15 protein-coding genes are annotated in these 21,666 nt (G+C 55.7%); 5 read left to right on the plus strand and 10 right to left on the minus strand.

The features are described from left to right. Window positions 1–125 precede the first annotated feature (125 nt). The 8 genes from EP166_RS09945 to fdhA form a co-directional block, all read right to left on the minus strand. Window positions 126–1,589: a HEPN domain-containing protein gene (locus EP166_RS09945; protein ID WP_127556659.1), complete on the minus strand. Its 1,464-nt coding sequence runs from the start codon at window positions 1,587–1,589 to the stop codon at window positions 126–128. Between the two features lie 775 nt (window positions 1,590–2,364). Continuing rightward, window positions 2,365–3,408, minus strand: a complete 1,044-nt coding sequence (locus EP166_RS09950; RefSeq protein WP_127556660.1) for an LPO_1073/Vpar_1526 family protein — start codon at window positions 3,406–3,408, stop codon at window positions 2,365–2,367. Then, window positions 3,405–3,611 carry a hypothetical protein gene (locus tag EP166_RS09955; RefSeq protein WP_127556661.1) on the minus strand — a complete coding sequence of 69 codons (207 nt, stop codon included), beginning with the start codon at window positions 3,609–3,611 and terminating at the stop codon, window positions 3,405–3,407. The genes EP166_RS09950 and EP166_RS09955 overlap by 4 nt, the downstream gene beginning before the upstream one ends. A 904-nt stretch (window positions 3,612–4,515) precedes the next feature. Beyond that, window positions 4,516–4,728, minus strand: a complete 213-nt coding sequence (locus EP166_RS09960) for a formate dehydrogenase subunit delta (RefSeq protein WP_127556662.1) — start codon at window positions 4,726–4,728, stop codon at window positions 4,516–4,518. A gap of 10 nt (window positions 4,729–4,738) precedes the next feature. Beyond that, window positions 4,739–7,618 carry a formate dehydrogenase subunit alpha gene (fdhF, locus tag EP166_RS09965; RefSeq protein WP_127556663.1) on the minus strand — a complete coding sequence of 960 codons (2,880 nt, stop codon included), beginning with the start codon at window positions 7,616–7,618 and terminating at the stop codon, window positions 4,739–4,741. Between the two features lies 1 nt (window position 7,619). Next, window positions 7,620–9,221 (minus strand): formate dehydrogenase beta subunit, encoded by a 1,602-nt coding sequence (locus EP166_RS09970; protein WP_127556664.1) that lies wholly within the window; start codon window positions 9,219–9,221, stop codon window positions 7,620–7,622. Then, on the minus strand, window positions 9,218–9,733 hold the full coding sequence (locus tag EP166_RS09975) for a formate dehydrogenase subunit gamma (RefSeq protein WP_127556665.1): 516 nt from the start codon (window positions 9,731–9,733) through the stop codon (window positions 9,218–9,220). Before EP166_RS09975 ends, EP166_RS09970 begins: the two co-directional genes overlap by 4 nt. 143 nt (window positions 9,734–9,876) lie before the next feature. Beyond that, a complete protein-coding gene (fdhA, locus tag EP166_RS09980; protein WP_127556666.1) occupies window positions 9,877–11,076 on the minus strand; it encodes a formaldehyde dehydrogenase, glutathione-independent in 1,200 nt (399 codons plus the stop codon). A gap of 277 nt (window positions 11,077–11,353) precedes the next feature. Here fdhA and EP166_RS09985 point away from each other — a divergent pair, with 277 nt between their 5' ends. After that, the gene (locus EP166_RS09985) at window positions 11,354–11,725 is read left to right on the plus strand and encodes a hypothetical protein (RefSeq protein ID WP_127556667.1); all 372 of its coding nucleotides are present in this window, start codon (window positions 11,354–11,356) and stop codon (window positions 11,723–11,725) included. A 211-nt stretch (window positions 11,726–11,936) separates the two neighbouring features. Beyond that, window positions 11,937–13,559: a methyl-accepting chemotaxis protein gene (locus EP166_RS09990; protein WP_127556668.1), complete on the plus strand. Its 1,623-nt coding sequence runs from the start codon at window positions 11,937–11,939 to the stop codon at window positions 13,557–13,559. A 237-nt stretch (window positions 13,560–13,796) separates the two neighbouring features. Here EP166_RS09990 and EP166_RS09995 read toward each other — a convergent pair whose 3' ends face one another. Then, window positions 13,797–16,877 (minus strand): AAA family ATPase, encoded by a 3,081-nt coding sequence (locus EP166_RS09995; RefSeq protein WP_127556669.1) that lies wholly within the window; start codon window positions 16,875–16,877, stop codon window positions 13,797–13,799. Continuing rightward, window positions 16,874–18,019, minus strand: a complete 1,146-nt coding sequence (locus EP166_RS10000) for an exonuclease SbcCD subunit D (protein ID WP_127556670.1) — start codon at window positions 18,017–18,019, stop codon at window positions 16,874–16,876. Before EP166_RS10000 ends, EP166_RS09995 begins: the two co-directional genes overlap by 4 nt. Window positions 18,020–18,309: 290 nt before the next feature. On the opposite strand from EP166_RS10000, the gene ugpB reads away from it, so the two are divergent. The 3 genes from ugpB (at window position 18,310) to ugpE (ending at window position 21,654) form a co-directional block, all read left to right on the plus strand. Continuing rightward, window positions 18,310–19,611, plus strand: coding sequence for a sn-glycerol-3-phosphate ABC transporter substrate-binding protein UgpB (gene ugpB / locus EP166_RS10005; RefSeq protein ID WP_127556671.1), 1,302 nt, complete (start codon window positions 18,310–18,312; stop codon window positions 19,609–19,611). 310 nt (window positions 19,612–19,921) lie between these two features. Then, window positions 19,922–20,803: a sn-glycerol-3-phosphate ABC transporter permease UgpA gene (ugpA, locus tag EP166_RS10010; protein WP_127556672.1), complete on the plus strand. Its 882-nt coding sequence runs from the start codon at window positions 19,922–19,924 to the stop codon at window positions 20,801–20,803. Beyond that, complete coding sequence (gene ugpE / locus EP166_RS10015) at window positions 20,803–21,654, plus strand: sn-glycerol-3-phosphate ABC transporter permease UgpE (protein WP_127556673.1); 852 nt, start codon at window positions 20,803–20,805, stop codon at window positions 21,652–21,654. Before ugpA ends, ugpE begins: the two co-directional genes overlap by 1 nt. Window positions 21,655–21,666: the final 12 nt, after the last annotated feature.

Consider the following 21,666-nt stretch of genomic DNA (forward strand, 5'->3'; position numbering starts at 1 on the left):
CAATCTGGCTTAACGGACTACTGTGACTTGACAGGTGTCGGGCCTCCATATATGTCCTGTTAGCCACTTGGTCCCTGGCAACGATGGATGTCCACAAACTCTCCACTGTTAGCCGCTTTAATTCATTACCCTACTGGAACTGGTACCAGCTCACTCAAATGATCAACTTGACAGTCAGAATTTACACGGGCCAAAACAATATCAGCACCCATCTTATAACCCGCAAAAAGCTCATCTACCGACTGACCGTTCTTGCTTGATGCATTTTCGGCCGATACTGACAAAGCCAAATAACAGGATGCTAAATAATCAAGCAAGTGGGTTATAAGTTGAGGTCGAATATTCGAGTAATGACCTGTATGGGCAATTTTATTTCTCAAAAAATATATTCGTTTCAGCTGCCGCTCTACATCAATTTCAGAATTTCTAATTCTCTTGGCAATCGTCGCATTTGTTTTCATCTCTTCAAAGGTTGACATTATTTTGTACTTTAAATGCTCTTTTGGAGCTAAGCTATTAAATAGCTCAATGGTTAATCCCTCATTTCGAAGAAGAAGGAATATCTGCTCTCCAGTCACCTCTTCATCGAATATTTCAGGCAGCCCAAACTCATCTCTAACTCTTTGAGGAGCTATTGCTCGTGCTTTTACAAGTAAATCACGTAAATATCGAACCCTTCTTGACAATGCTGCCACGGCATATATTTGAGGAACATACTCTATAATATTAGAAAGAATAGTAGACTGACCTCCAGTATACAGTGATTCAAGCGCGATCCATAAATTTAGCAGTTTCTGTTCCATTGAAACTGATTCTCGAGCCAGTCTAAGATAACGAAGCGAACGACCTAACTGCTCCTCTCCTTGTTCATCCAACTTACTAAATGCATGTCTGATTGAGGCGTTTGAACTTGAGAAATAAGTACCACCCTCTGACGAGAGAAAGCCCAACAAAAAACTTATATTTATCGCTTTGGTATGGCTCCCGGTTGGGTGTCTCGCTATCGTCACACAATGTGATGAAATTTGAATTTTTGGATTTAGATCAAGCGCTGTTACTGTATCTAGAAGCTGATCAAGCTTGTCTTTAACGTACCAAGAGGCACCAATATGATCGGTGGTTTCTACCGTCGCAGAAGCAATTACATTAGGGGTAAACTCGCGGATCAACTTTTCGCGATCTTGCCCCTGGATAGCGGCAGGGATTTCATCCATAAATGTAAAAACTGAATCATCGTCAATAGTCAAAAGACTGTTTGGTTTGTTTGCTCTAATAGCAAAGCACACTTCATGTTCAGTAGTGTATGTTCTAAGTCTTTCAGTAATCGCCTCAAACTGTTGAAGAAAACTTCGTCCTTGGTAGTTATTCTCTCGAGTAAACATCTCAGCCCGATTGAACAAGTATGTTGGTGAATATCCTCGACTTAATAGGTGCGTTGTATAAAGCCCAGTCAACAAATATATTTTTGATGTTATGCGACCTTTCTGATCTAAATTTACAGCATCAAATATTGAGCTTTTTAGATCCTCGAGTAATTTGGCAGCGTAAACCTCTTCATTTGCTAATACAGTACGGCAGAAAACTTTCAAACGGGTTAGTTGAGACGGATTTAGATCCCCTCCTCTCACTCTTTTAAATAGGCTTGAACGCAGGCCGTCTAACTGATTAAAATTTCTTGTGCTATAACATCAGTACTGAAACAACTATCAATTTCATCTAAAGCCGAAAATAGATATCCCGCATTTTTCTCATTATTTGAGTACTCTTCGATGTATACCAATAACTCTGAGCAGCTACTGAACAAATTCATTAATCGAGACTGCGAAAAGTGCGGCGTATATACGCTTAATTTTTCAATATACGTTTCTACAAAAAATCTTGATCTAAAATCATCTATTGGAATTCTAGACCAAATTTGATCACGTAAGTACTTCATTCTCTTATCCCTGCAACCTTAAAATTTTAGTCAACAAAAACCAGTTGATAAAAAGATATCCAAAGTTATTTTTATTTTTTTGAATCAAGACGTTATATCTTTTCGCTCAATGTAAATTAAATAACTTTTAGAGCAAATCGAAAGGTTTTAAGATCAGTAAAACCATATCACAAATGAGACACACATTCCTACTTTGATTAATCAAATCCATTAAGAGATAACCCCTGATCACCAACTAATGTGGGCGTCTCAAGGGCTGTTGGATACCCACCGCTAGAAATAGCTACATACTATTAGAACGAGCACTATGATAGTCGCTTCGCGGGAATATCCTATTAGGTTATGCCCCATTAGCCGTCCTCTATCCTATTGACTTATCATACGAAATGCAAAGCATTCACCGAGTCTGACCCAGCCAAAACTAATGGTTAGTTAATCCATTCGCTAATTTCTGGATCAATATTGGAATGAATGCTCATCTGCGTATACCCAATAGCTTCTCCAATATTTGTAATATCGATACGAGTTAATTGACTACTGTTCCACTTGTTGAACAAGTCTAGCATGTACGGCCTGTCTTTTATTATACTCTCTTTGTAATGCTGTTCAGGCATGGACTTTGATATGATTAGGCTTGAGAGTTTTTGTATATCCCTTTGAGCCCAACCTAGCCTGACACCCACTCGATTCAGAGCTATCACAGAATTAAAATTCAAAATTTCGCCTTGGCTATATGAATTATCGTCTCGAAGCAAAGGAAAATAGCGTGGAATTTCAAGTTTCAGGTTGTTGATTTCATCTGTTGTTGTTTCAGTTTGAAATAGACCGGGGTACCTTAGTTTTATCCGTTTCTCTAGGGTAGCCTGAACATCAATCGAAAAAGCGCAACCAGTATACTGAAGATGCAATATTGAAGATCGTGAATCTGCTATCTCTAGAAAAGGCTGGTAGCATTGGTCTAAAAATAGTCCGAGGGACTTATCATCTCTTACTAAATGATGCTGGTAACGATCTGCCAAGAATAGCAGAGTAATAGAGTTGACTTGTTCTGGAGTAAGTATTGATGCAGCTTTTATTGCTTCGGATAGCGAGATGCTCTGTATCGTTCCAGGAGAAGTTGTTGTTATCTTGGATAGGCATTCAGAAAGGATGCTTAAGAGTTTTTCACTTCCAGATAGTGCATATCCTTTTTGAGCCTCGAATAAACCTGAAAGAAACGCTGGATCGCTAAAGCTTTCCATTTTAGCATCGCTATTATAGCGCTGCTTTTCGGCAAAACAATCGAATAATTCTGCAGCTCTATCTTCAGCAGTCTTTCTTGCAACCTCGGCTAATTTTGGAAAGTTTTCGTTAAAAGTATCTAGCGCAATGCTTCTTGCATCTGTATAGCTTATGCCATTAAAGTTCAGTTCCATTCTTTCTGCTTGATAATTATTCGAGTTATCACCAGAGGACTGAGATTTTCTATTCATTTTTTGTCCCTCCCATCATCCCGGTTGATGATAAGAGTTTCACCAGATTGATAATTTTTAGAGTGAGAGCCTGATTTTTGCTTGAGATTGTTTTTACCAGAATTAATGATAAACATTTTCACTAGGATACCGGCCGTTGCTAGTGCACCTAGTACACATAGTAGCACTTGATAGTAGTCTGATATCCAATTGACCATTTCCATGCTGACATTACTCCATTTCCCATTCTTAATATGAACCGTCTTTGGTATCTACTATTGCTGCAGCACTGAGCGAGACTAGTACCGATGCTAGCAGTGCCTTGCTTTTCAGTCGAATAATGAATTTTCTAATATAGTAAGCTTAGATTGAGCGGGAGGAGCAACGTGTAGATAGCTGTATATTCCCCAAAATTCCCCACATCAAAATGTGCTCAGTGGTTACCAATCACTGCCCCCAAGAATATAGCGAAGAGTGCGGAATTCACCACCGTTGCGTGTAAACCAGTGACTGAGATTCCTGTCAGATAGGCTAACTTAGACATCCATCGCAAGAAATGTTGTCGTTTGCGGGCCCTTCGCTTGTCTCTTGCCCAACAAAACCAACTAGAAAAAAGGCCCCCAACCGCCACCGGTTTTCACAGCAAACAGAAACACCTGCGTCAGGGCATCGGAGCAGCTTCCCCGTTCAAACGGATTCCCCAAGGCCCTTCAACAGGCTCAGAACGAACGGTGGTGGGTGTCTGTGGTTTGTTGTACTTCATGTCGCCCAGGTGACTGGCCTCCTACGGGGACGGCGGCGGCGGTATGGGACGGGGCTGGCGTGATGGATTGGGGGTTGAATTGGCTGCCGTTAGGTCAACAGTTGGGCTCTGGGGCAGTTTCCCCGGCCAATTACCCTCCCCACGGTCCTTCGACAGGCTCAGGACGAACGGTAGTTGGTGTCTGTGGTTTGTTCTACTCCTTGTCGCCCAGGTGACTGGCCTCCTACGGGGGACGGTGGCGGCGGTATGGCGGGGGTCGTGTGATGGATTCGGGGTTGAATATGCAGCCGTTAGGTCAAAAGCCCCCTCTCCCGCAAGCGGAAGATGGAGCAGTTAGTTGGCTAGCGTTTAGTTGGTGGCTATAGCTACAACCGCAAAGCAGCCTCAGCAGCCACCTCATTCAACCCTACCCCACCAGCCTTAACATACTCCCTCATCTCCTGCTTCATCGGCTTCGCCCAGAATTTCTTCAGGTGCGAAACCACAGCCTCTGCCGTGGCCTCCGGGGTTTCTTGCCTGGGGGCGTTGTCGGCAATCTGGTTGATCATTTTAACCAGGGTGTCGATCTGGGGGCTCATAGGTTTGGTCTCATTTCACCACCGGTTCGGTGGGTTCTGGTGTTTTCAGCAGGCCCCATTGTTTCTTGTGCTGGGCCCGGTGGCGTTCCTGCCAAGCGCTGGGTTGGGCTACTTTTTCGCATTGCACAGCAGTTACCTTGTATTCGGGGCAGTTGGTGGCCCAGTCTGAGTTGTCGGTGGTAATGACGTTGGCGCCGCTTACCGGGTGGTGGAAGGTGGTGTACACCACGCCCGGTTGCATGCGGATGCTTATTTTGGCTTGCAGCACGGTGTCGCCGGCGCGGCTGGTCAGGCCTACCCAGTCGCCCTCGTTAATGCCGCGTTCTTCGGCGTCGTGCGGGTGCAGCTCCAGCCAGTCCTGGTCGTGCCAGCTTTGGTTGCTGGTGCGGCGGGTTTGGGCGCCTACGTTGTATTGGCTGAGGATGCGGCCGGTGGTCAGCAGCAGCGGGAATTTGCGGTTGGCGCGTTCGGTGGTGGCTACATAGTCAGTCACTACGAAGCGGCCCTTGCCGATCGGGAAGTCCTGCTCGTGCATAATCGGCATGCCGTTCGGGTAGGCGTCGTTGCAGGGCCATTGAATGCTGCCGAGTTCGTCGAGTTTCTGGTAGGTCACGCCGCGGAAGCTTGGGGTCAGGCTGGCGATCTCGGCCATGATCTGTTCCGGGTGGTCGTAGTGCATGGCGTAGCCCAGGGCGTTGGCCAGGTCTTGCGTGATTTGCCAGTCTTCCTTGCCGGCCAGCGGCGGCATTACCTTGCGCACGCGGTTAATGCGGCGTTCGGCGTTGGTGAAGGTGCCGTCTTTTTCCAGGAAGGAGGAACCCGGCAGCAATACGTGGGCGTACTTGGCGGTCTCATTCAGGAACAGGTCCTGAACGATCAGGCATTCCAGTGAGCTCAGTGCTTTTTCCACATGCTGGGTGTTGGGGTCGGATTGGGCGATGTCTTCGCCTTGCACATAAAGACCCCGGAAGCTGCCGTCGATGGCGGCGTCGAACATGTTGGGAATGCGCAGGCCGGGTTCGTTATCAATGGTCACGCCCCAGGCATCTTCGAAGGCTTTGCGCGGGCCGTCTTGTGCCACGTGCTGGTAGCCCGGCAGTTCGTGCGGGAAGCTGCCCATGTCGCAGCTGCCCTGCACGTTGTTCTGGCCGCGCAGCGGGTTTACACCCACGCCTTCGCGGCCGATGTTGCCGGTCGCCAGCGCCAGGTTGGCAATGCCCATGACCATGGTCGAACCCTGGCTGTGTTCGGTAACGCCCAGGCCATAATAGATGGCGCCGTTGCGGGCGCTGCCATACAGGCGGGCGGCGGCGCGTACGCTTTCTGCGGGTACGCCGGTGATGCTTTCGGTCGCTTCCGGAGAATGGCGTTCTTCACGAATAAAGGCGTTCCAGGCGGCGTATTCGGCCGGGTCGCAGCGTTCGGCGATGAACAGGCGGTCTTCGAGCCCTTCGCTCACCACTACGTGTGCCAGGGCGTTGATCAGCGCGACGTTGGTGCCGGGGCGCAGTGGCAAATGCAGGGCTTCGCCGCCGTGCGGGGTGGTCATTAAATCGATGTGGCGCGGGTCGGCGACAATGAGTTTGGCGCCCTGGCGCAGCCGGCGGCGCAGCTGGGAGGCAAACACCGGGTGGGCATCGGTCGGGTTGGCACCAATCACCACGATGACGTCGGACTGCATCACCGAATCGAAGGTTTGGGTGCCGGCGCTTTCGCCGAGGGTTTGTTTCAGGCCATAGCCGGTGGGGGAATGGCACACCCGGGCGCAGGTGTCGGTGTTGTTGTTGCCAAAGGCGGTGCGCACCAGCTTTTGAACCAGGTAGGCTTCTTCGTTGGTGCAGCGGGATGAGGTAATGCCGCCCACGCTGTCGCGGCCGTATTTGGCCTGAATGGCTTTAATGCGGTCGGCGGCGAATTGCATTGCCTCGTCCCAGCTCACTTCCTGCCAGGCGTCGTCGATGCTGTCGCGGATCATCGGTTTCGTCAGGCGGTCCGGGTGGGTGGCGTAGCCGAAGGCGAAACGGCCTTTCACGCAGGAATGGCCGTGGTTGGCGTGGCCATCCTTGAACGGCACCATGCGGATGACTTCGTTGCCTTTCATTTCGGCCTTGAACGAGCAGCCAACGCCGCAATAGGCGCAGGTGGTCACCACCGAGTGTTCCGGCTGGCCCTGGTCGATCACGGAATTTTCCATCAGCGTGGCGGTTGGGCAGGCTTGCACGCAGGCGCCGCAGGAGACGCATTCGGAATCCATAAAGTCGTCGTTCTGGCCTGCGGATACTTTGGAATCGAAACCACGGCCGTCGATGGTCAGCGCGAAGGTGCCCTGCACTTCTTCGCAGGCGCGCACGCAGCGCGAACACACAATGCATTTGCTGGCATCGAAGGTGAAATAGGGGTTGCTGGTGTCTTTTTCGGCAACGAGGTGGTTTTCGCCCTCGTAGCCGTAGCGCACTTCGCGCAGGCCGACGGCACCGGCCATGTCTTGCAGTTCGCAGTCGCCATTGGCCGGGCAGGTCAGGCAGTCGAGCGGGTGGTCGGAAATGTAGAGTTCCATGACGTTGCGGCGCAGTTTGGCTACCCGGTCGGTCTGGGTGTGCACATTCATGCCTTCGGCTACAGGCGTGGTGCAGGAAGCCGGCATACCGCGCCGCCCTTCAATCTCGACCGCGCACAGGCGGCAGGAACCAAAGGCGTCGAGGTTATCGGACGCGCACAGCTTGGGGATCTGGATGCCCGCCAGGGCGGCGGCGCGCAATACCGATGTGCCTTCGGGCACGTCGATGGCATGGCCGTCGATGCTCAGGCTAACCGTGTTGCCGGTCAGCGCGGGTGGTGGTGTGCCCAGGTCGCGGTCGGTACGGGTGTTGGGGTCGAAGATGTGCAGCATGTTAACGCTCCTCCGTCGTCGGTGACGCGGTGGTTCGGGCAAAGTCGTCCGGGAAGTAGTGTAGTGCACTGCGCACCGGATTGGGGGTCATGCCGCCCATGGCGCAGAGTGAACCGTATTCCAGGGTGTCGCATAAATCATTCAGCAGGGTGAGGTTGGCATCGCGGTTCTCGTTCAGGCGAATGCGGTCAATCACCTCAACCCCACGGGTAGAGCCAATGCGGCACGGCGTGCACTTGCCGCAGGATTCAACGGCGCAGAACTCCATCGCGAAACGGGCCTGTTCGAGCATGTCGACGGTGTCGTCGAACGCAACAATGCCGCCATGGCCAACCACGGCGCCAATGTCGGCAAAGGCTTCGTAATCGAGCGGGGTGTCCCACTGGCTTTCGGGCATGTAAGCCCCCAGCGGGCCACCCACCTGAACCGCACGAATGGGTCGGCCAGAGGCGGAGCCACCGCCATAGTCGTACAGCAGTTCGCGCAGGGTAATGCCAAACGCCAGTTCAACCACGCCGCCGCGTTCCAGGTTGCCGGTCAGCTGGAATGGCAGCGTGCCGCGTGAACGGCCCATGCCGTAGTCTGCATAGGCCCGGCCGCCTTCGGCCATAATAGACGGCACAGCAGCAAGGGTGAGTACGTTGTTGACCACGGTGGGCTGGCCGAAGGCGCCTTTCAGCGCGGGCAGCGGGGGTTTTACCCGCACCTGGCCGCGTTTGCCTTCCAGGCTATCGAGCAGGGAGGTTTCTTCGCCGCAAATGTAGGCACCGGCGCCCAGGCGGACTTCCAGATGAAACGCTTTGCCAGAGCTTAGAATATTGTCACCCAGGTAGCCTGCCGCTTCGGCGCGGGCGATGGCGTCGTTCAGGATCACCTGCGCCAGGGGGTATTCGGAGCGCAGGTAGATGTAGCCGGTTTCGGCGCCAACGGCGAGGCCGGCGATAGCCATGCCTTCAATCAGCATGTAGGGGTCGGCTTCCATCACCAGGCGGTCGGCGAAGGTGCCGGAATCGCCTTCATCGGCGTTGCAGACAATGAATTTCTGGCCGGAATAGCGGCTGTTGGCGGACTCGTTATCGTCACTGCGCGGGTTGGCATCGAGCACCGTCTGCCATTTAATGCCCGCTGGGAAAGCCGCCCCGCCCCGGCCACGCAGGCCAGAGGTTTTTACTTCGTCGACGATCTGTTGCCGGGTTTTCGCCAGAGCGACTTCCAGGCCTTTGAAACCGCCGTGGGCGCGGTAATCGTCAATAGACACCGGGTCGGTAATGCCAGCGCGAGCAAAGGTGAGCCGCTGCTGGTTTTTCAGGTAGGGGATCTCTTCGGTGAGACCCAGGTGCAACCGATGGCCTGCGGCACCTTCCAGTATCCCTGCGTCGAGCAACGCAGGCACGTCTTCCGGCATGACGGGGCCATAGGCGATGCGGCCCTGGTCGGTTTCAACTTCAACCAAAGGCTCCAGCCAGAACAGGCCGCGCGAGCCATTGCGCACGATGTGCAGGTCGATGCCTTTGGCCTCGGCAGCCCGTGCCAGTGAGATGGCAACGTCGTCGGCGCCGAGTGAGACGGCGGTGGTATCGCGCGGTACATAGAGGGTGATCATGCGTCGCCCTCCGTCAGCGGTTCCAGGTCTATCGGCACGGTTAGGGCCTTGTCGAGAATGGCATCGAACCGTTCGGCGCTGACCCGGCCGTGAATGTGGTTGCCAATGCGAACCGAGGGGCCTGTAGCGCAATTGCCCAGGCAATACACCGGCTCCAGCGTGAATTCGCCGTCTCTCGTGGTCTGGTGGTAATCGATGCCCAGGCGCTCCCGGGCGTAGTGTTCCAGCTCGCGGCTGCCGCGTGCCTGGCAGGCTTCGGCCCGGCAAATTTGCAGGCGGTGGTTGCCTATCGGCTGGGTGTTGAAATCGTGGTAAAAACTGATCACGCCGTGTACTTCAGCGCGGGTGATCTGCAAGCCCTCGGCAATTAAAGGCACAGCGTTTTCGGGAACGTAACCCAGGGTATCGCGTACCTCGTGCAGAATGGGCAGCAAGGCACCGGGCTTGTGTTTCAGGTCGGCCACAATGGCCTTTACCCGGGAAAGCGTATCTGAGGGTGTTGCTTGGAGCATGCAGGGTCACCTGTGGAGTTGTTGTAATCAGGGCCTTAAAATACCGGCGTGCACACGGGCACTATTTGCCAGTGTACACCCGGTTAAAGGGCGCTTGTACATTGCCTGCTGCAACGCTGCGCCCACACTGGTAACCCTGATTCTCAGGCCGCGAATGACCCGTGCGGGTCGATCACGAATTTCTTCGCGGCGCCGCCGTCGAAATCGGCATAGCCTTTGGGTGCCTGATCCAGGTTGATCATCTGCACGTTGACCGCCTTGGCAATGTGCACCCGGTCGAACAGAATCGCCTGCATCAGGGCGCGGTGGTATTTCATCACCGGGCATTGCCCGGTATGGAAGGAGTGGGATTTCGCCCAGCCCAATCCGAAACGCATGCTCAGCGCCCCTTTCTGGGCCGCCTCTTCGGCAGCACCCGGGTCGTCGGTCACGTACAGACCGGGAATCCCAATCTGGCCACCGGCGCGGGTGACGCTCATCGCGGAGTTCAGCACCGTCGCTGGCTGCTCATGAGCGTGGTTGTGACCACAGGCATGCGCTTCGAAGCCCACGCAATCGACAAAGCAGTCGACTTCCGGTTCACCCAGAATCTGCTCAAGCATGTCGGGCAGCTCGGCATCCTGTTTCAGGTCGATGACTTCGCAGCCAAAGCTGCGCGCCTGGTCGAGGCGCTCGTCGATCATGTCGCCGACGATCACGCAGGCAGCGCCCAGCAAGCGAGCACTCGCTGCGGCTGCCAGCCCCACAGGGCCTGCACCGGCGATGTAAACCGTAGAACCAGGGCCGACGCCCGCCGTCACACAACCGTGGAAACCGGTGGGGAATATGTCTGACAGCAGGGTCAGGTCCTGGATTTTCTCTTTGGCCTGGTCACGGTCCGGGAACTTGAGCAGGTTGAAGTCGGCGTAAGGCACCATGACGTATTCGGCCTGGCCACCGACCCAGCCGCCCATATCAACATAGCCGTAAGCAGCGCCGGGGCGAGCCGGGTTCACGTTCAGGCAGATGCCGGTGCGGCCTTCCTTGCAGTTGCGGCAACGGCCGCAGGCAATGTTGAACGGGACCGAGACAATGTCGCCCGCTTTCAGGAACTCGACATCCCGGCCACATTCGATGATCTCACCGGTGATTTCATGGCCGAGCACCAGGCCTGGCTGTGCGGTGGTGCGGCCGCGCACCATGTGCTGGTCCGACCCGCAAATGTTGGTGGTCAGCACCTTCAGAATCACGCCATGGTCGCAACGGCGACTGCCCAGGGCAAGTTCGGGAAAGGCGATGGATTCGATGGAAACTTTACCGGGGCCCTGATAAATCACCCCGCGGTTGCCTGCGTTACTGGTCATGGCGTGTTCCTTTTTGTTGTGAGGGATTGGGAACGTCTGGAGCCTCTGAATACCTCTCCAGAGGGAAACTATTCAGAGGCTCCCAGCCAACTTTACCCCCTGGCCGGTCTTTCAATTGTCCAGTTGCGACACTTTCCGGTGTCTGAGCGCAACGGGGATACGCGCATTGCTACCGAGCAACTACTGTATTAATATCCAGTTATAGATTTGACAAACCCGCCTGCAACGACCGGTGCCGATTACGGCCCGGCGGGCGGCGACTCATGGGAGCAGTACCTTGGATTATCAACTGATAGGAAAAACCTTGGAAAACACCGGCAAAGACATCCAGAAGCTGAACAACAAACTCGATAAAGTGCTGGAAAAGTTGCTTGAGGTGGAGTCTCTGGAAGAGCGCAAGGCCGATGCCATTGCCCGCATTGAAGCCGGTGACATCACCGAAGCCATCAACATTCTGAAAACGGTCGAGAAAGACCAGTCCAAAGCGGAAGACCTGAAACTGGAAGAAGCCAAGCTGCGTGAAGAGCTGGAAGCCTTGCGGGTGACGGCTGAGAAGGCGGCGAAAGGGGAGATTGAGGAACCCACAGCCGACGCCCCCGCGCAAGACAACACTGAGCAAAACCCAACCAAAGATAGCGACGCTGCCTGAACGGCATTGTTGCCTCTACGCCAGCGCCGCTCAAACCAAGCGGGGCTGGTGCGCTTACCTGCTGAACCTGCCCGCTGATTCCCACCCGTAACGCCACTAAACCATAAAGAAAACGGAACGGTGGCCGTTAAACTCTATTACAATTCCTGAACACCGCGCAGGAACGAACCGGCCCGGTACCCCCGACTCCCCCAGCCCCTGGAGCACAACCATGATCCGACAACTGTCCATTGGCACTCGTCTGACCCTAACCTTTGTGTTGGCCGCTGTTTTGTTTGTAGTGCTGGGTGCCTTTAGCCTGTTGCAGCTGAACAACCTGAAGCAGCAGATCAACCAGATTGATGAAGTGCTGGTGCCCAAGCAGGTATTGCTGGGGGATTTGAACAGCGAGTTCCTGCGGCTACGGGTTAACCTGGGCAATGTGGTGACCAACCTGATGGGCTCGCGCCAGCAGGAGTTTCGGGATGCGGCTCAAAACGCGCTCGACAACATGGCAGCGACCAAACAGGCCTACCTGGAGCTGATCGACAACGCGGCAGACCGGGAGGCGTTTGCAGAGTACGAAGCGGCGGAAACCGCCTATCTGGCGCTGGTTGACCAGTTGTTCGGCTTCATTGACGACCGGCAGTTTGCCATGGTTGCCGACCTGCGCAACGATGAAATGGCCCCGGCCGGCTCCGACATCAGCGCGCTGATACGGCGCTTCATTTCACTGGAAAGTGACCGGGTAGACCAGGCTTCAGCTCTGGCAGACCGGGTGTACGATCAGGCATTGATGACCATCGGGTCGGCTGTGGCCGTGCTGGTTGCGTTGCTGGCGGCCGCGGCTCTGGTATTGTCGCGCAGCATTACCGGGCCTATGCGCTCGGCGGTAATACTGGCCGATGCCATTGCCGACAACGACCTCACCACCTCCATCACCAACAGCGGCCGCGACGAAGTCACCCAATTGGTTGCCGCCATGTCGCGCATGCAAACCGCCCTGCGCGCGACGCTGGCGCAAATCAGCTCCAGTTCGGAGCAATTGGCGTCTTCTTCAGAGGAACTAAGCGCAGTAACCGACGACAGCACTCGCAACTTACGGCGCCAGAATGAAGAAATTGAACAGGCGGCCACAGCGGTAAACGAACTGACGGCGGCCATTGAAGAGGTCGCCAGTAATGCCAGCGGCACCGCCGAGGAATCTCACGAGGCCGAAACCCAGACACGGCTTGGCCTGGAAAAAGTCAGCGGCACCGTCGCCGCTATTGAGCGGTTGGCCAAAGCCATTGGCGATACCGCCAGCAACATGGAAGCCCTAGCGTCGAAGGTGTCAGACGTCGGTTCGGTGTTGGACGTGATTCGCGGCATTGCCGAACAAACCAATTTGCTGGCGCTGAACGCGGCCATTGAAGCGGCCCGTGCCGGTGAAGCCGGTCGTGGTTTTGCCGTGGTGGCCGATGAAGTGCGGGCGCTGGCCAGCCGCACAGCCGATTCCACCAAAGAAATTGAAACCATCATCGATGCGGTTGAATCCGGCACCGACCAGGCGGTGACCGCCATGCGCGACAGCAACACCAGCGCAACCAACACGCTGGAAGCCGGGCGCGATGCGGGCGATGCCCTGCAGGCCATTGCCGCACTGATCGAGAAGATCAACGAGCGCAACACGGCTTCAGCCAGTGCGGCTGAAGAGCAGGCTCAAGTGGCGCGCGAAGTCGACCGTAACCTGGTGTCGATTCGTGACATTGCTGTGCAGAACGCGACCGGTGCCGACGAAACCCTGACCTCCAGCAAAGAGCTGGCGCGGTTGGCCGAAGGCCTGAACCAGGTGGTTTCTCGGTTTAAAGTTTAGTGTTGCGGCAGTGGCCCGCGGCGGCCACCGGGTAAGCCCCTGTGGGGTCGGCGTGAACCCGTCCATGGGGCCTAGGCCACATGATATGAATCCCATCCATGGGATTCACCCTTCGGGTTCGCTGCGCTCATGCTAAAACGCTCCCGGCGTTTTAGTCCATGTTGTGGACTACCCCACAGGGGCTCACCCGGTAACCGCCGCTAGTCTTCTTTGCAACCGCCTTAAATTGAAGCCCGGTTAATTCGCAACAATATCGATTCTGCTGCCCGCCTGCGAAGGCCGTACATCTATGCGCTGCGGTATCTGCTCCTTCAGTTCCGACACATGCGAAATAATCCCCACACTGCGTCCGTTGGCGCGCAGTTCCATCAAGGTTTCGATGGCCAGATCCAGTGAATCGGGGTCCAATGAGCCAAAGCCTTCATCGATGAACAAAGCATCCAGCCGAATCCCGCCCGCATAGGCCTGCACCACATCCGATAGCCCCAGCGCCAAGGCCAGCGCGGCCATGAAACTTTCCCCGCCAGAGAGGGTGTTTACCGGTCGGGATTTGCCTGTGTAGGCGTCTTCGACATCCAGATCCAGCCCTGAAGCCACGTTACCCTTGGTTCTGTCTTGCCGTCGCAGCAGCTGGTAGCGGCCTTTGCTCATGGTGGTCAGCCGGTGGCTGGCTTCGATTAGCACGTCATCGAGCAGCACGCTGAGTACGAACCGCTGCAAGCTGATGCGCTGGCCATTTTTGCCGCTGGCGACTTCGGCCAGGGTGCCGGTTACGCCGTAATCGGCTTCCAGTTGTTTGATTTTCTGCAGGGTTTCGGCCATGCGTTTTTTAACGTCAGTGGCTGCTTTCAATAGGGCTTGCTGTTCATCGTAGTGGCGGGTTGCGCTTTCCAACGCGACCTGGGTCTGTTTCCAGTCGGCTTCCAGCTGCGCTAGGTCTGGTCTCGTTTTATCGGCCAGGGCGGTTTCCTGTTGCTGAATGGACCAGATGAGTTTTTCACCGGCCTGGCGATGCTCCTCGATCTGGCGTTGCCATTGCTCAAGTTCGGCTTCGTCGTGACGCGCCCGGGTAAAGTCGGCTTCTGTGTCGAAAGGGCTGTCTTCCAGGGCGGACTGCCAGCGTTTTAGGGCCTCTTCCAGGCCCTGTTTGGCCTCTGCCAGCCGGGTGCTCTGGTCCGAAACCCGTGCCTTGGCTGCGGTCAGCGCCTCACTGAAGCGGTTTTGCTGTTGCTGCGCCTGTTCCCAGCGCTGGGTGATCTGCTCAATATGCCGAGCAACATCACTTAGCCGGGCTTCCAGTGCGCCCGACTCCCGGTAGGCCTCGGGAATCGCTTTCTCCAGGCTGTCGACCGCCTGCTCGGCGGCGGCTTTTTCACTCACGGCCTGCTCGCGCAATGGCCTGGCTTCCGTGTCTTGCTGGTCGATCTGGCTGATGGCCTGGCGGGTGCTTTCCAGTTGGGTTTTGGCGTTTGCCAGGGCCTCGGCCTGTTGCTGCAGTGTTTTGAGGGTACGCTGGTTGGTTTTGTAGTCCTGTTCCAGGTCTTCCATCGACCGGTCGGCGTACTCTTCCAGATCTTCCCGCAACCGCTGTGCTTGCTGGCTTGCCTCTTCCGCGCTATGGCGGGCCCGGTCTCGGGCTTGCTGGGCCTTGCTGACGGCGGCCAACTGGGTTTCCAGTGCGGTGCGCGCCTGGGCAACCTGCTCCCGGCTAACCGGTTCGGCATCGGCTTGCGCCGGGTGTGGGTGGGCTTCGCTGCCGCACACCGGGCACGGCTGCCCTTCGTTTAACTGGGCCGCCAGCTGGGCTGCCTGACCCAAATGCCAGGCCTGCTCTTGCTTTAGCGCCTCGGTTCTCAGGGCATCGGCGCTGGCTTCGGCGCTGGTCAGTTCCTGTTGCCAGCGGTCGGCCTCGGCGTGCTGCTTGGTCGCCGTTGCATCCAGCTCGACCCAGCGGCGTTTCAGCTTGCCCAGCCGAGTCAGCCGCTCCAGCAGATGCTGCAACCGCAACTGCTCGGCAGAAAGATCACCGGATTCCGCGATCTGGCGCTCCAGGTTTTGTAACTGGGCGTTCAGGCTGGCCTTCTGCTCGCTGCGGGCCCGGGCGTCTTTGTCGAACCATTCAACGGTTGAACGGGAGCGCGCGAGGCGAGCTTGTCCCGCTCGCAATTGCTCGCTCTGGCTTCGTAGCCGGGTCAGGGTGTCCTGTTCCGATTTCAGCGCATCGACCCCGGCGTGGGCGTCTCTGGCAGCGGCGAGTTCGGCGTCGATGGCCGGTTTTTGCTGTTCCAGGTCGGTGACTGCCTGCGTCAGTTGCGCGAGCGCTTCCTGCTCTTTGGTCTCATTACGCTGGCTCTGCTGCTGATGCTCCCAGACCGGACCCAGTTTGTCCGCCTGTCGGGCCGCGCTGATCAGAGCTTCCTTTTCTGAGATTGCCTTGGCCTGGGTTTCCCAGTCGCGCCGGGCCGCCTGGTCTTTGGCCAGTTGCTCAAACTGCTGTTGCAGTGCCTGGCTGTCTTCGTGCGCGCGCCGGGCGTTGGCTTCGGCCTTGAGCGCGTCGGCCTGTTTGGTGCGTGCAGCTTCCACTACGGGCGCAAGTTCTGCCAGGCGTTCATCCAGTGCTTCGGCCGTCTCCACGCCGGCCGAATCGAGATGCCCGGCCAGGCGTTCGGTCAGCTTGTCACGTTGGTTGCGGATCTCGGCCGCCTGCTCTTTCAGCCGGTCTTCAATGGCTTTGAAGGTGTGTGTCTGAAACAGCTGACTGAAAATGGCTTCGCGGTCGTTCGACGAAGCTAACAGCAGTTCGCGGAATTTGCCCTGGGGCAGCACCATCACCTGTCGGAACTGATCGGCATTCAGGCCGGTGGGGGTTTGAATCTCGTCGTTGATCTCGCGAATGCCTTTTAAGGGCAGCAAGTCGGCTTGGTGTTCGTCAAACGAGGTCGGCAGCAGAGCCGGGGGCATGCGCCATAATTTGGCATCGGCCTGGCGGGTAGTGACGCCTTCGCCGCGTTTTTTGGCGACTTGCTGGATGGGTGTGCGCTCGATCCGGTAGAGGGTATCCCCGAGTTGAAAGTCAAACACAATGCAGGTGTCGAGGTCATCCGGTGCCTGGTCGGAACGCATGCTGGCGGCTTCGCGCTCGCCGCCGGTGGTCACGCCATAGAGGGCGAAGCAGATGGCATCGAGCAGGCTGCTTTTACCGGCGCCGGTCGGGCCGTTGATCAGAAAAAGGGCCGACTCGCCAAAGCGGGTGAAGTCGACCACTTCTTCGCCCGCGAAGGGGCCAAAGGCGCTGATGCTGAGACGCTGCGGCTTCATGCCTGGCCCTCGCTCTGGTGCACCGATTGAATGATGGATTTCAGCGCCTCGCGCTGGGCGTCGTTCAGGGCTTCGCCCTGGGTTTGTTCAAAGAAGTCGGCGAACAGCTCCAGTTCAGTGCGCTTCAATTGCTCGCGGGAGGCCAGCTGCGCTGGGCGGTCGGGGGCGAGGCCCGGTTTTTCCAAATGCAGCACATGGGGGTAAACCTGACGCAGCTGGTTCAGGGTATCGAGTATGGCGCGGGTATCGGTAAGGCGCACCAGCAGGTAGTCATCGCTGCGGGGGTCATCTTTACCCTCGGCCATCAGGGTATCGAACTCGCCTTCTACGATGCGCAGATCCCGCTCGGGTGTGAGTGGCAGGGCCGTGACGGTTGCTTCACCCTGTGCTGGCAGCTCTACCCGGGTGACGCCTTTTTTCTGCGTCACTTCCGAAAAGCTGTACTTCATCAGTGAGCCGGAATAGCGGATGTGGGCCTCGCCCCGGAACTGGGGCGCGTGCAGGTGGCCGAGCGCAACGTAATCGAAATCGCGCATCGGTTGCCAGCGAACGGTATCGGCACCGCCCAGAGAAAGCGGCCGCTCCGAATCGCTTTCCTCAGCTCCGCTGACGAAACAGTGGGATAACAGCACCCGTCGCTGACCCGGCTGAAACGCCGCTTTAATGCGCTCGACCAAAAACGTATGGGCCTCATCGAAGCTGCGTACGTTTTCGTCGAAGACAGACCGAACATGCTCCGGCTGACAATAAGGAATGCCGTAAAACGCCACGTCGCCCTCGGCGTGCGGAATGATGACCGGCGTATCTACCTGCGCCAGGTCGCTGAGAATGTGCAGACCCGCACCCTGCATCAGCCCGGCGCCGAAGCCCAGGCGCTCGGGGCTGTCGTGATTACCACTGATCATGATCACCGGCACGTCCAGGTCGACGCAGAGCCGGCGCAGGGTCTGATTGAGCAGAGTGACGGCTTCGGCCGGGGGAACTGACCGGTCGTAAATGTCGCCGGAAATCAGCACGACGTCGATCTGTTCCGCTTCTACATGGTCGATGACCTGATCGAGCACCCCGGCCTGGTCGGCCAGCAGTGACTGGTTGTGAAATTGTCGGCCCAGGTGCCAGTCAGAGGTGTGCAGCAGTTTCATTGCGTCGGTTCCGGATTCGGGTCGCCAACCTTAGCCGGTCTCGTGACCGGATTAAAGCCGCCCCAGCACGAAGTTCACACTGAACAGAGCATTTTCGCTGCTATGTTCGTTCGAACCAAAAGATGTATAAAGCGATGAAAATAAATCTCAAACGATCATAAAACTGTCATTTTTTGCCTGTATGGTCGAATTCGCTTGTCAATTATTTTCGTTCGATGCTATTTTTAATGCTCGTTCGAAAAAACATGAACAACAAACTCAAGTCACACTAAAAAGAGTGAGAACGTCTGATGAACAAGAAACTGCTAGTCCTCGCGGTCAGCGCTCTGGGCGCCAGCCAGGCTTTTGCCGAAACTGAAATCGAACTCTGGCACGCCATGGGCGGCGCCTTGGGTGAAAAAGTCGACGAGATCGTTGCTGAATTCAACGGTTCTCAGTCCGACTACGTGGTCAATGCCACTTACCGCGGCAACTACAACGACACCATGACCGGCGCCATTGCGGCCTTCCGTTCCGGTGAACAGCCAGAAATCGTGCAGGTTTATGAAGTCGGCACCGCCACCATGATGGCCGCTGAAGGCGCCATCTACCCGATGTATCAAATGATGGATGAGCTGAGCGACGGCTTTAATCAGGAAGATTATCTGAGCAGCGTTACCGGCTACTACGCTGATGAAAACGGCAACATGCTGTCCATGCCGTTCAATAGCTCGACGCCGGTGCTGTACTACAACAAAGCCATGTTCGCCGAGGCTGGCCTGCCCGATCGCGGCCCGCGCACCTGGGAAGAAATGGATGAGTTTGGCAACAAGCTGCTCGAAGCCGGTTACGACTGTGGCTTCACCACGGCCTGGCAATCCTGGATCCACCTGGAAAACCTGTCGGCTCGTCACAATGTGCCGTTTGCCACCCAACAAAACGGCTTCGGCGGCCTGGACACCGAGCTGGTGTTCAACTCCGACGTTCAGATTGCCCACATCGAGCAAATGGGCGAATGGCAGCAGGAAGGCATTTTCAGCTATTCCGGCCGCACCAACGAAGGCTCTGCCAAGTTCTACAGTGAAGAATGCGGCATGTACACCGAGTCTTCTGCGGGTTATGCCGGCATCAATCGCAACGCTCAGTTTGAATTCGGTGTGAGCCAGTTGCCGTACTGGGAATCGGTCATCGACACCCCGCAGAACACCATCATCGGCGGCGCCACCCTGTGGACACTGCGAGGCCACGATGACGCTGATTACGAAGCGGTTGCGGCTTTCTTCGATTACCTGTCACTGCCGGAAGTTCAGGCCGACTGGCACCAGTTCTCCGGTTATCTGCCGGTGACCTATGACGCCATTGAGCTGACGGAAGAGCAGGGTTTCTACAGTGAAAACCCGGGCACCGACACCTCAATCAACCAGATGACCGCTGTCGAGCCAACGGCTAATTCACGTGGCCTGCGCCTCGGTAACTTCCCGCAGATTCGCGGCATCATCGATGAAGCGCTCGAATCCGTCTGGAACGGCGAAGCGACGGCTGAAGAAGCGCTGAACACAGCGACTTCGCGTGGCAACGACCAACTGCGTCGTTTCGAGCGCGCCAATCGCTAAAGATAGTATTGGAGTTCGGGACGGCTGGGAGTCCCTGGGCCGCACCGGCTACCGGGTATGCTCCTGCGGGGTCGGCGTAAATCCATCCGTGGCCGTCCGACGTCTCGGGCCTAGGCCGAAACATCCATGTTTCGGACTACCCCGCAGGAGCATACCCGGCACCCGCCGCTTGCATCTTCGGCGAACTCCGAAAGCTGAAACTAGATGACATTACTAAGGAGTCTCCTGACTTCTATTAACGCCGGTTCACCCGAGTAATTCACCCGCAGGTGCCGGCGTCCTTTTTCACTTTTGCGCAACGAGCCAAACCATGCACGACAATGCGGTTTTCAGCCATAAAGTGCTGCCCTTTTTTTTGCTTGCTCCCCAGCTGATTATCACGCTGGTGTTCTTTATCTGGCCTGCGGGTCAGGCGCTCTATCAATCGTTTCTGATTGAAGATGCCTTTGGATTCTCGGTGGAGTTTGTCTGGTTCGAGAACTTCATCTATTTGCTGGAAGACCCGGAATACTGGAACAGTGTCCGCGTTACCTTTGTGTTCAGCGCCATGGTCGCACTGGTCGGTATGATTCTCGCGCTGTTACTCGCCGCCATGGCCGACCGGGTGGTTAAAGGCGCTTCCGCCTATAAAACGCTGTTGATCTGGCCCTATGCCGTGGCACCGGTTGTTGCTGCCGTCTTGTGGTGGCTCATGTTCAACCCATCCATGGGTGTGCTGCCGTTCTGGATGGACGCCTTCGGTTATGACTGGAACCACTACGTCAATTCCGGTGAGGCAATGACGGTGGTGGTGATTGCCTCGGCCTGGAAGCAGATCAGTTATAACTTTCTGTTTTTCCTGGCAGGCCTGCAGGCCATTCCCCGCTCGCTGATTGAAGCGGCGGCCATCGATGGTGCCAGCCCGTTCAAACGGTTCTGGCAAATTGTGTTTCCGCTGCTATCGCCTACGGCTTTTTTCCTGCTGGTGGTGAACATTGTGTATGCCTTCTTTGAAACCTTCGGTGTGATTCACGCCACCACCCTCGGCGGGCCAGGCAGTTCGACCAAAACGCTGGTGTACAAGGTGTACGAAGACGGCTTTGTCGGGCTTGATCTGGGTGGCTCGGCGGCCCAGTCGGTCATTCTGATGATTATTGTGATTACGCTGACGGTCGTTCAGTTCCGTTACGTTGAGAAGAAGGTGCAATACTGATGGTTGAGAATCGCCCCTGGCTTACCGTAACCCGGCACCTGGTTCTGATTCTGGGTGTGTTTATTATTGGCTTCCCGATCTGGATTGCCCTGGTGGCTTCCACCAATTCGTCGAGCGAATTTGTCTCTGGTCTGATGCCGTTGTGGTTTGGCGAGGAAGGGTTTGGCAACTTCCGGCGTGTGCTGACCAATGAAGAACGCGTGCTCGGTGTCAGTGTGTCGGCCTCGTGGATGATGTGGAACAGTTTTATTATGGCCATGGTCATCGCCGTGGGTAAAATTGTGATCTCCATTCTGTCGGCCTACGCCATCGTCTATTTTCGGTTTCCGTTTCGCAAAACCTGCTTTTGGCTGATTTTTCTAACGCTGATGCTGCCGGTGGAGGTGCGCATTCTGCCAACCTATGAAGTGGTCGCCAGCCTGGGGATGCTGAACTCCTATGCCGGCCTGACCATTCCGTTGATCGCCAGTGCGACGGCAACCTTTCTGTTCCGGCAGTTTTTCATGTCGGTGCCGAGTTCGCTGATGGAAGCGGCACGCATTGACGGCGCTGGCCCATTCAAGTTCTTCAAGGATATTTTGTTGCCCTTGTCAGTCAACAACATTGCCGCCCTGTTTGTCATCTTGTTTATCTACGGCTGGAACCAGTACCTCTGGCCGCTGCTGATTACTACCGATGAGAATTACTACACCATCGTCATGGTGATCAAACGCCTGATGTCGGCCGGTGAAGGCAACATTCCGTGGAATATCATTATGACCACCACCATTCTGGCCATGCTGCCACCAGTTATTGTGGTGCTTGGCATGCAAAAACTATTCGTCAAAGGCCTGATTGAGCAGGAAAAATAAAGGGGACTAAGC

The sequence above is a fragment of the Saccharospirillum alexandrii genome, assembly GCF_004000275.1.
Classification (GTDB): Bacteria; Pseudomonadota; Gammaproteobacteria; order Pseudomonadales; family Natronospirillaceae; genus Saccharospirillum; species Saccharospirillum alexandrii.

Excerpts from the sequence above, each read along its gene's own strand:
- EP166_RS09950 (WP_127556660.1), bottom strand. The coding sequence starts at position 3,408 with ATGAATAGAAAATCTCAGTCCTCTGGTGATAACTCGAATAATTATCAA.
- EP166_RS09955 (WP_127556661.1), bottom strand. The coding sequence starts at position 3,611 with ATGGAAATGGTCAATTGGATATCAGACTACTATCAAGTGCTACTATGT.
- EP166_RS09960 (WP_127556662.1), bottom strand. The coding sequence starts at position 4,728 with ATGAGCCCCCAGATCGACACCCTGGTTAAAATGATCAACCAGATTGCC.
- fdhF (WP_127556663.1), bottom strand. The coding sequence starts at position 7,618 with ATGCTGCACATCTTCGACCCCAACACCCGTACCGACCGCGACCTGGGC.
- EP166_RS09970 (WP_127556664.1), bottom strand. The coding sequence starts at position 9,221 with ATGATCACCCTCTATGTACCGCGCGATACCACCGCCGTCTCACTCGGC.
- EP166_RS09975 (WP_127556665.1), bottom strand. The coding sequence starts at position 9,733 with ATGCTCCAAGCAACACCCTCAGATACGCTTTCCCGGGTAAAGGCCATT.
- fdhA (WP_127556666.1), bottom strand. The coding sequence starts at position 11,076 with ATGACCAGTAACGCAGGCAACCGCGGGGTGATTTATCAGGGCCCCGGT.
- EP166_RS09990 (WP_127556668.1), top strand. The coding sequence starts at position 11,937 with ATGATCCGACAACTGTCCATTGGCACTCGTCTGACCCTAACCTTTGTG.
- EP166_RS09995 (WP_127556669.1), bottom strand. The coding sequence starts at position 16,877 with ATGAAGCCGCAGCGTCTCAGCATCAGCGCCTTTGGCCCCTTCGCGGGC.
- EP166_RS10000 (WP_127556670.1), bottom strand. The coding sequence starts at position 18,019 with ATGAAACTGCTGCACACCTCTGACTGGCACCTGGGCCGACAATTTCAC.
- ugpB (WP_127556671.1), top strand. The coding sequence starts at position 18,310 with ATGAACAAGAAACTGCTAGTCCTCGCGGTCAGCGCTCTGGGCGCCAGC.
- ugpA (WP_127556672.1), top strand. The coding sequence starts at position 19,922 with ATGCACGACAATGCGGTTTTCAGCCATAAAGTGCTGCCCTTTTTTTTG.
- ugpE (WP_127556673.1), top strand. The coding sequence starts at position 20,803 with ATGGTTGAGAATCGCCCCTGGCTTACCGTAACCCGGCACCTGGTTCTG.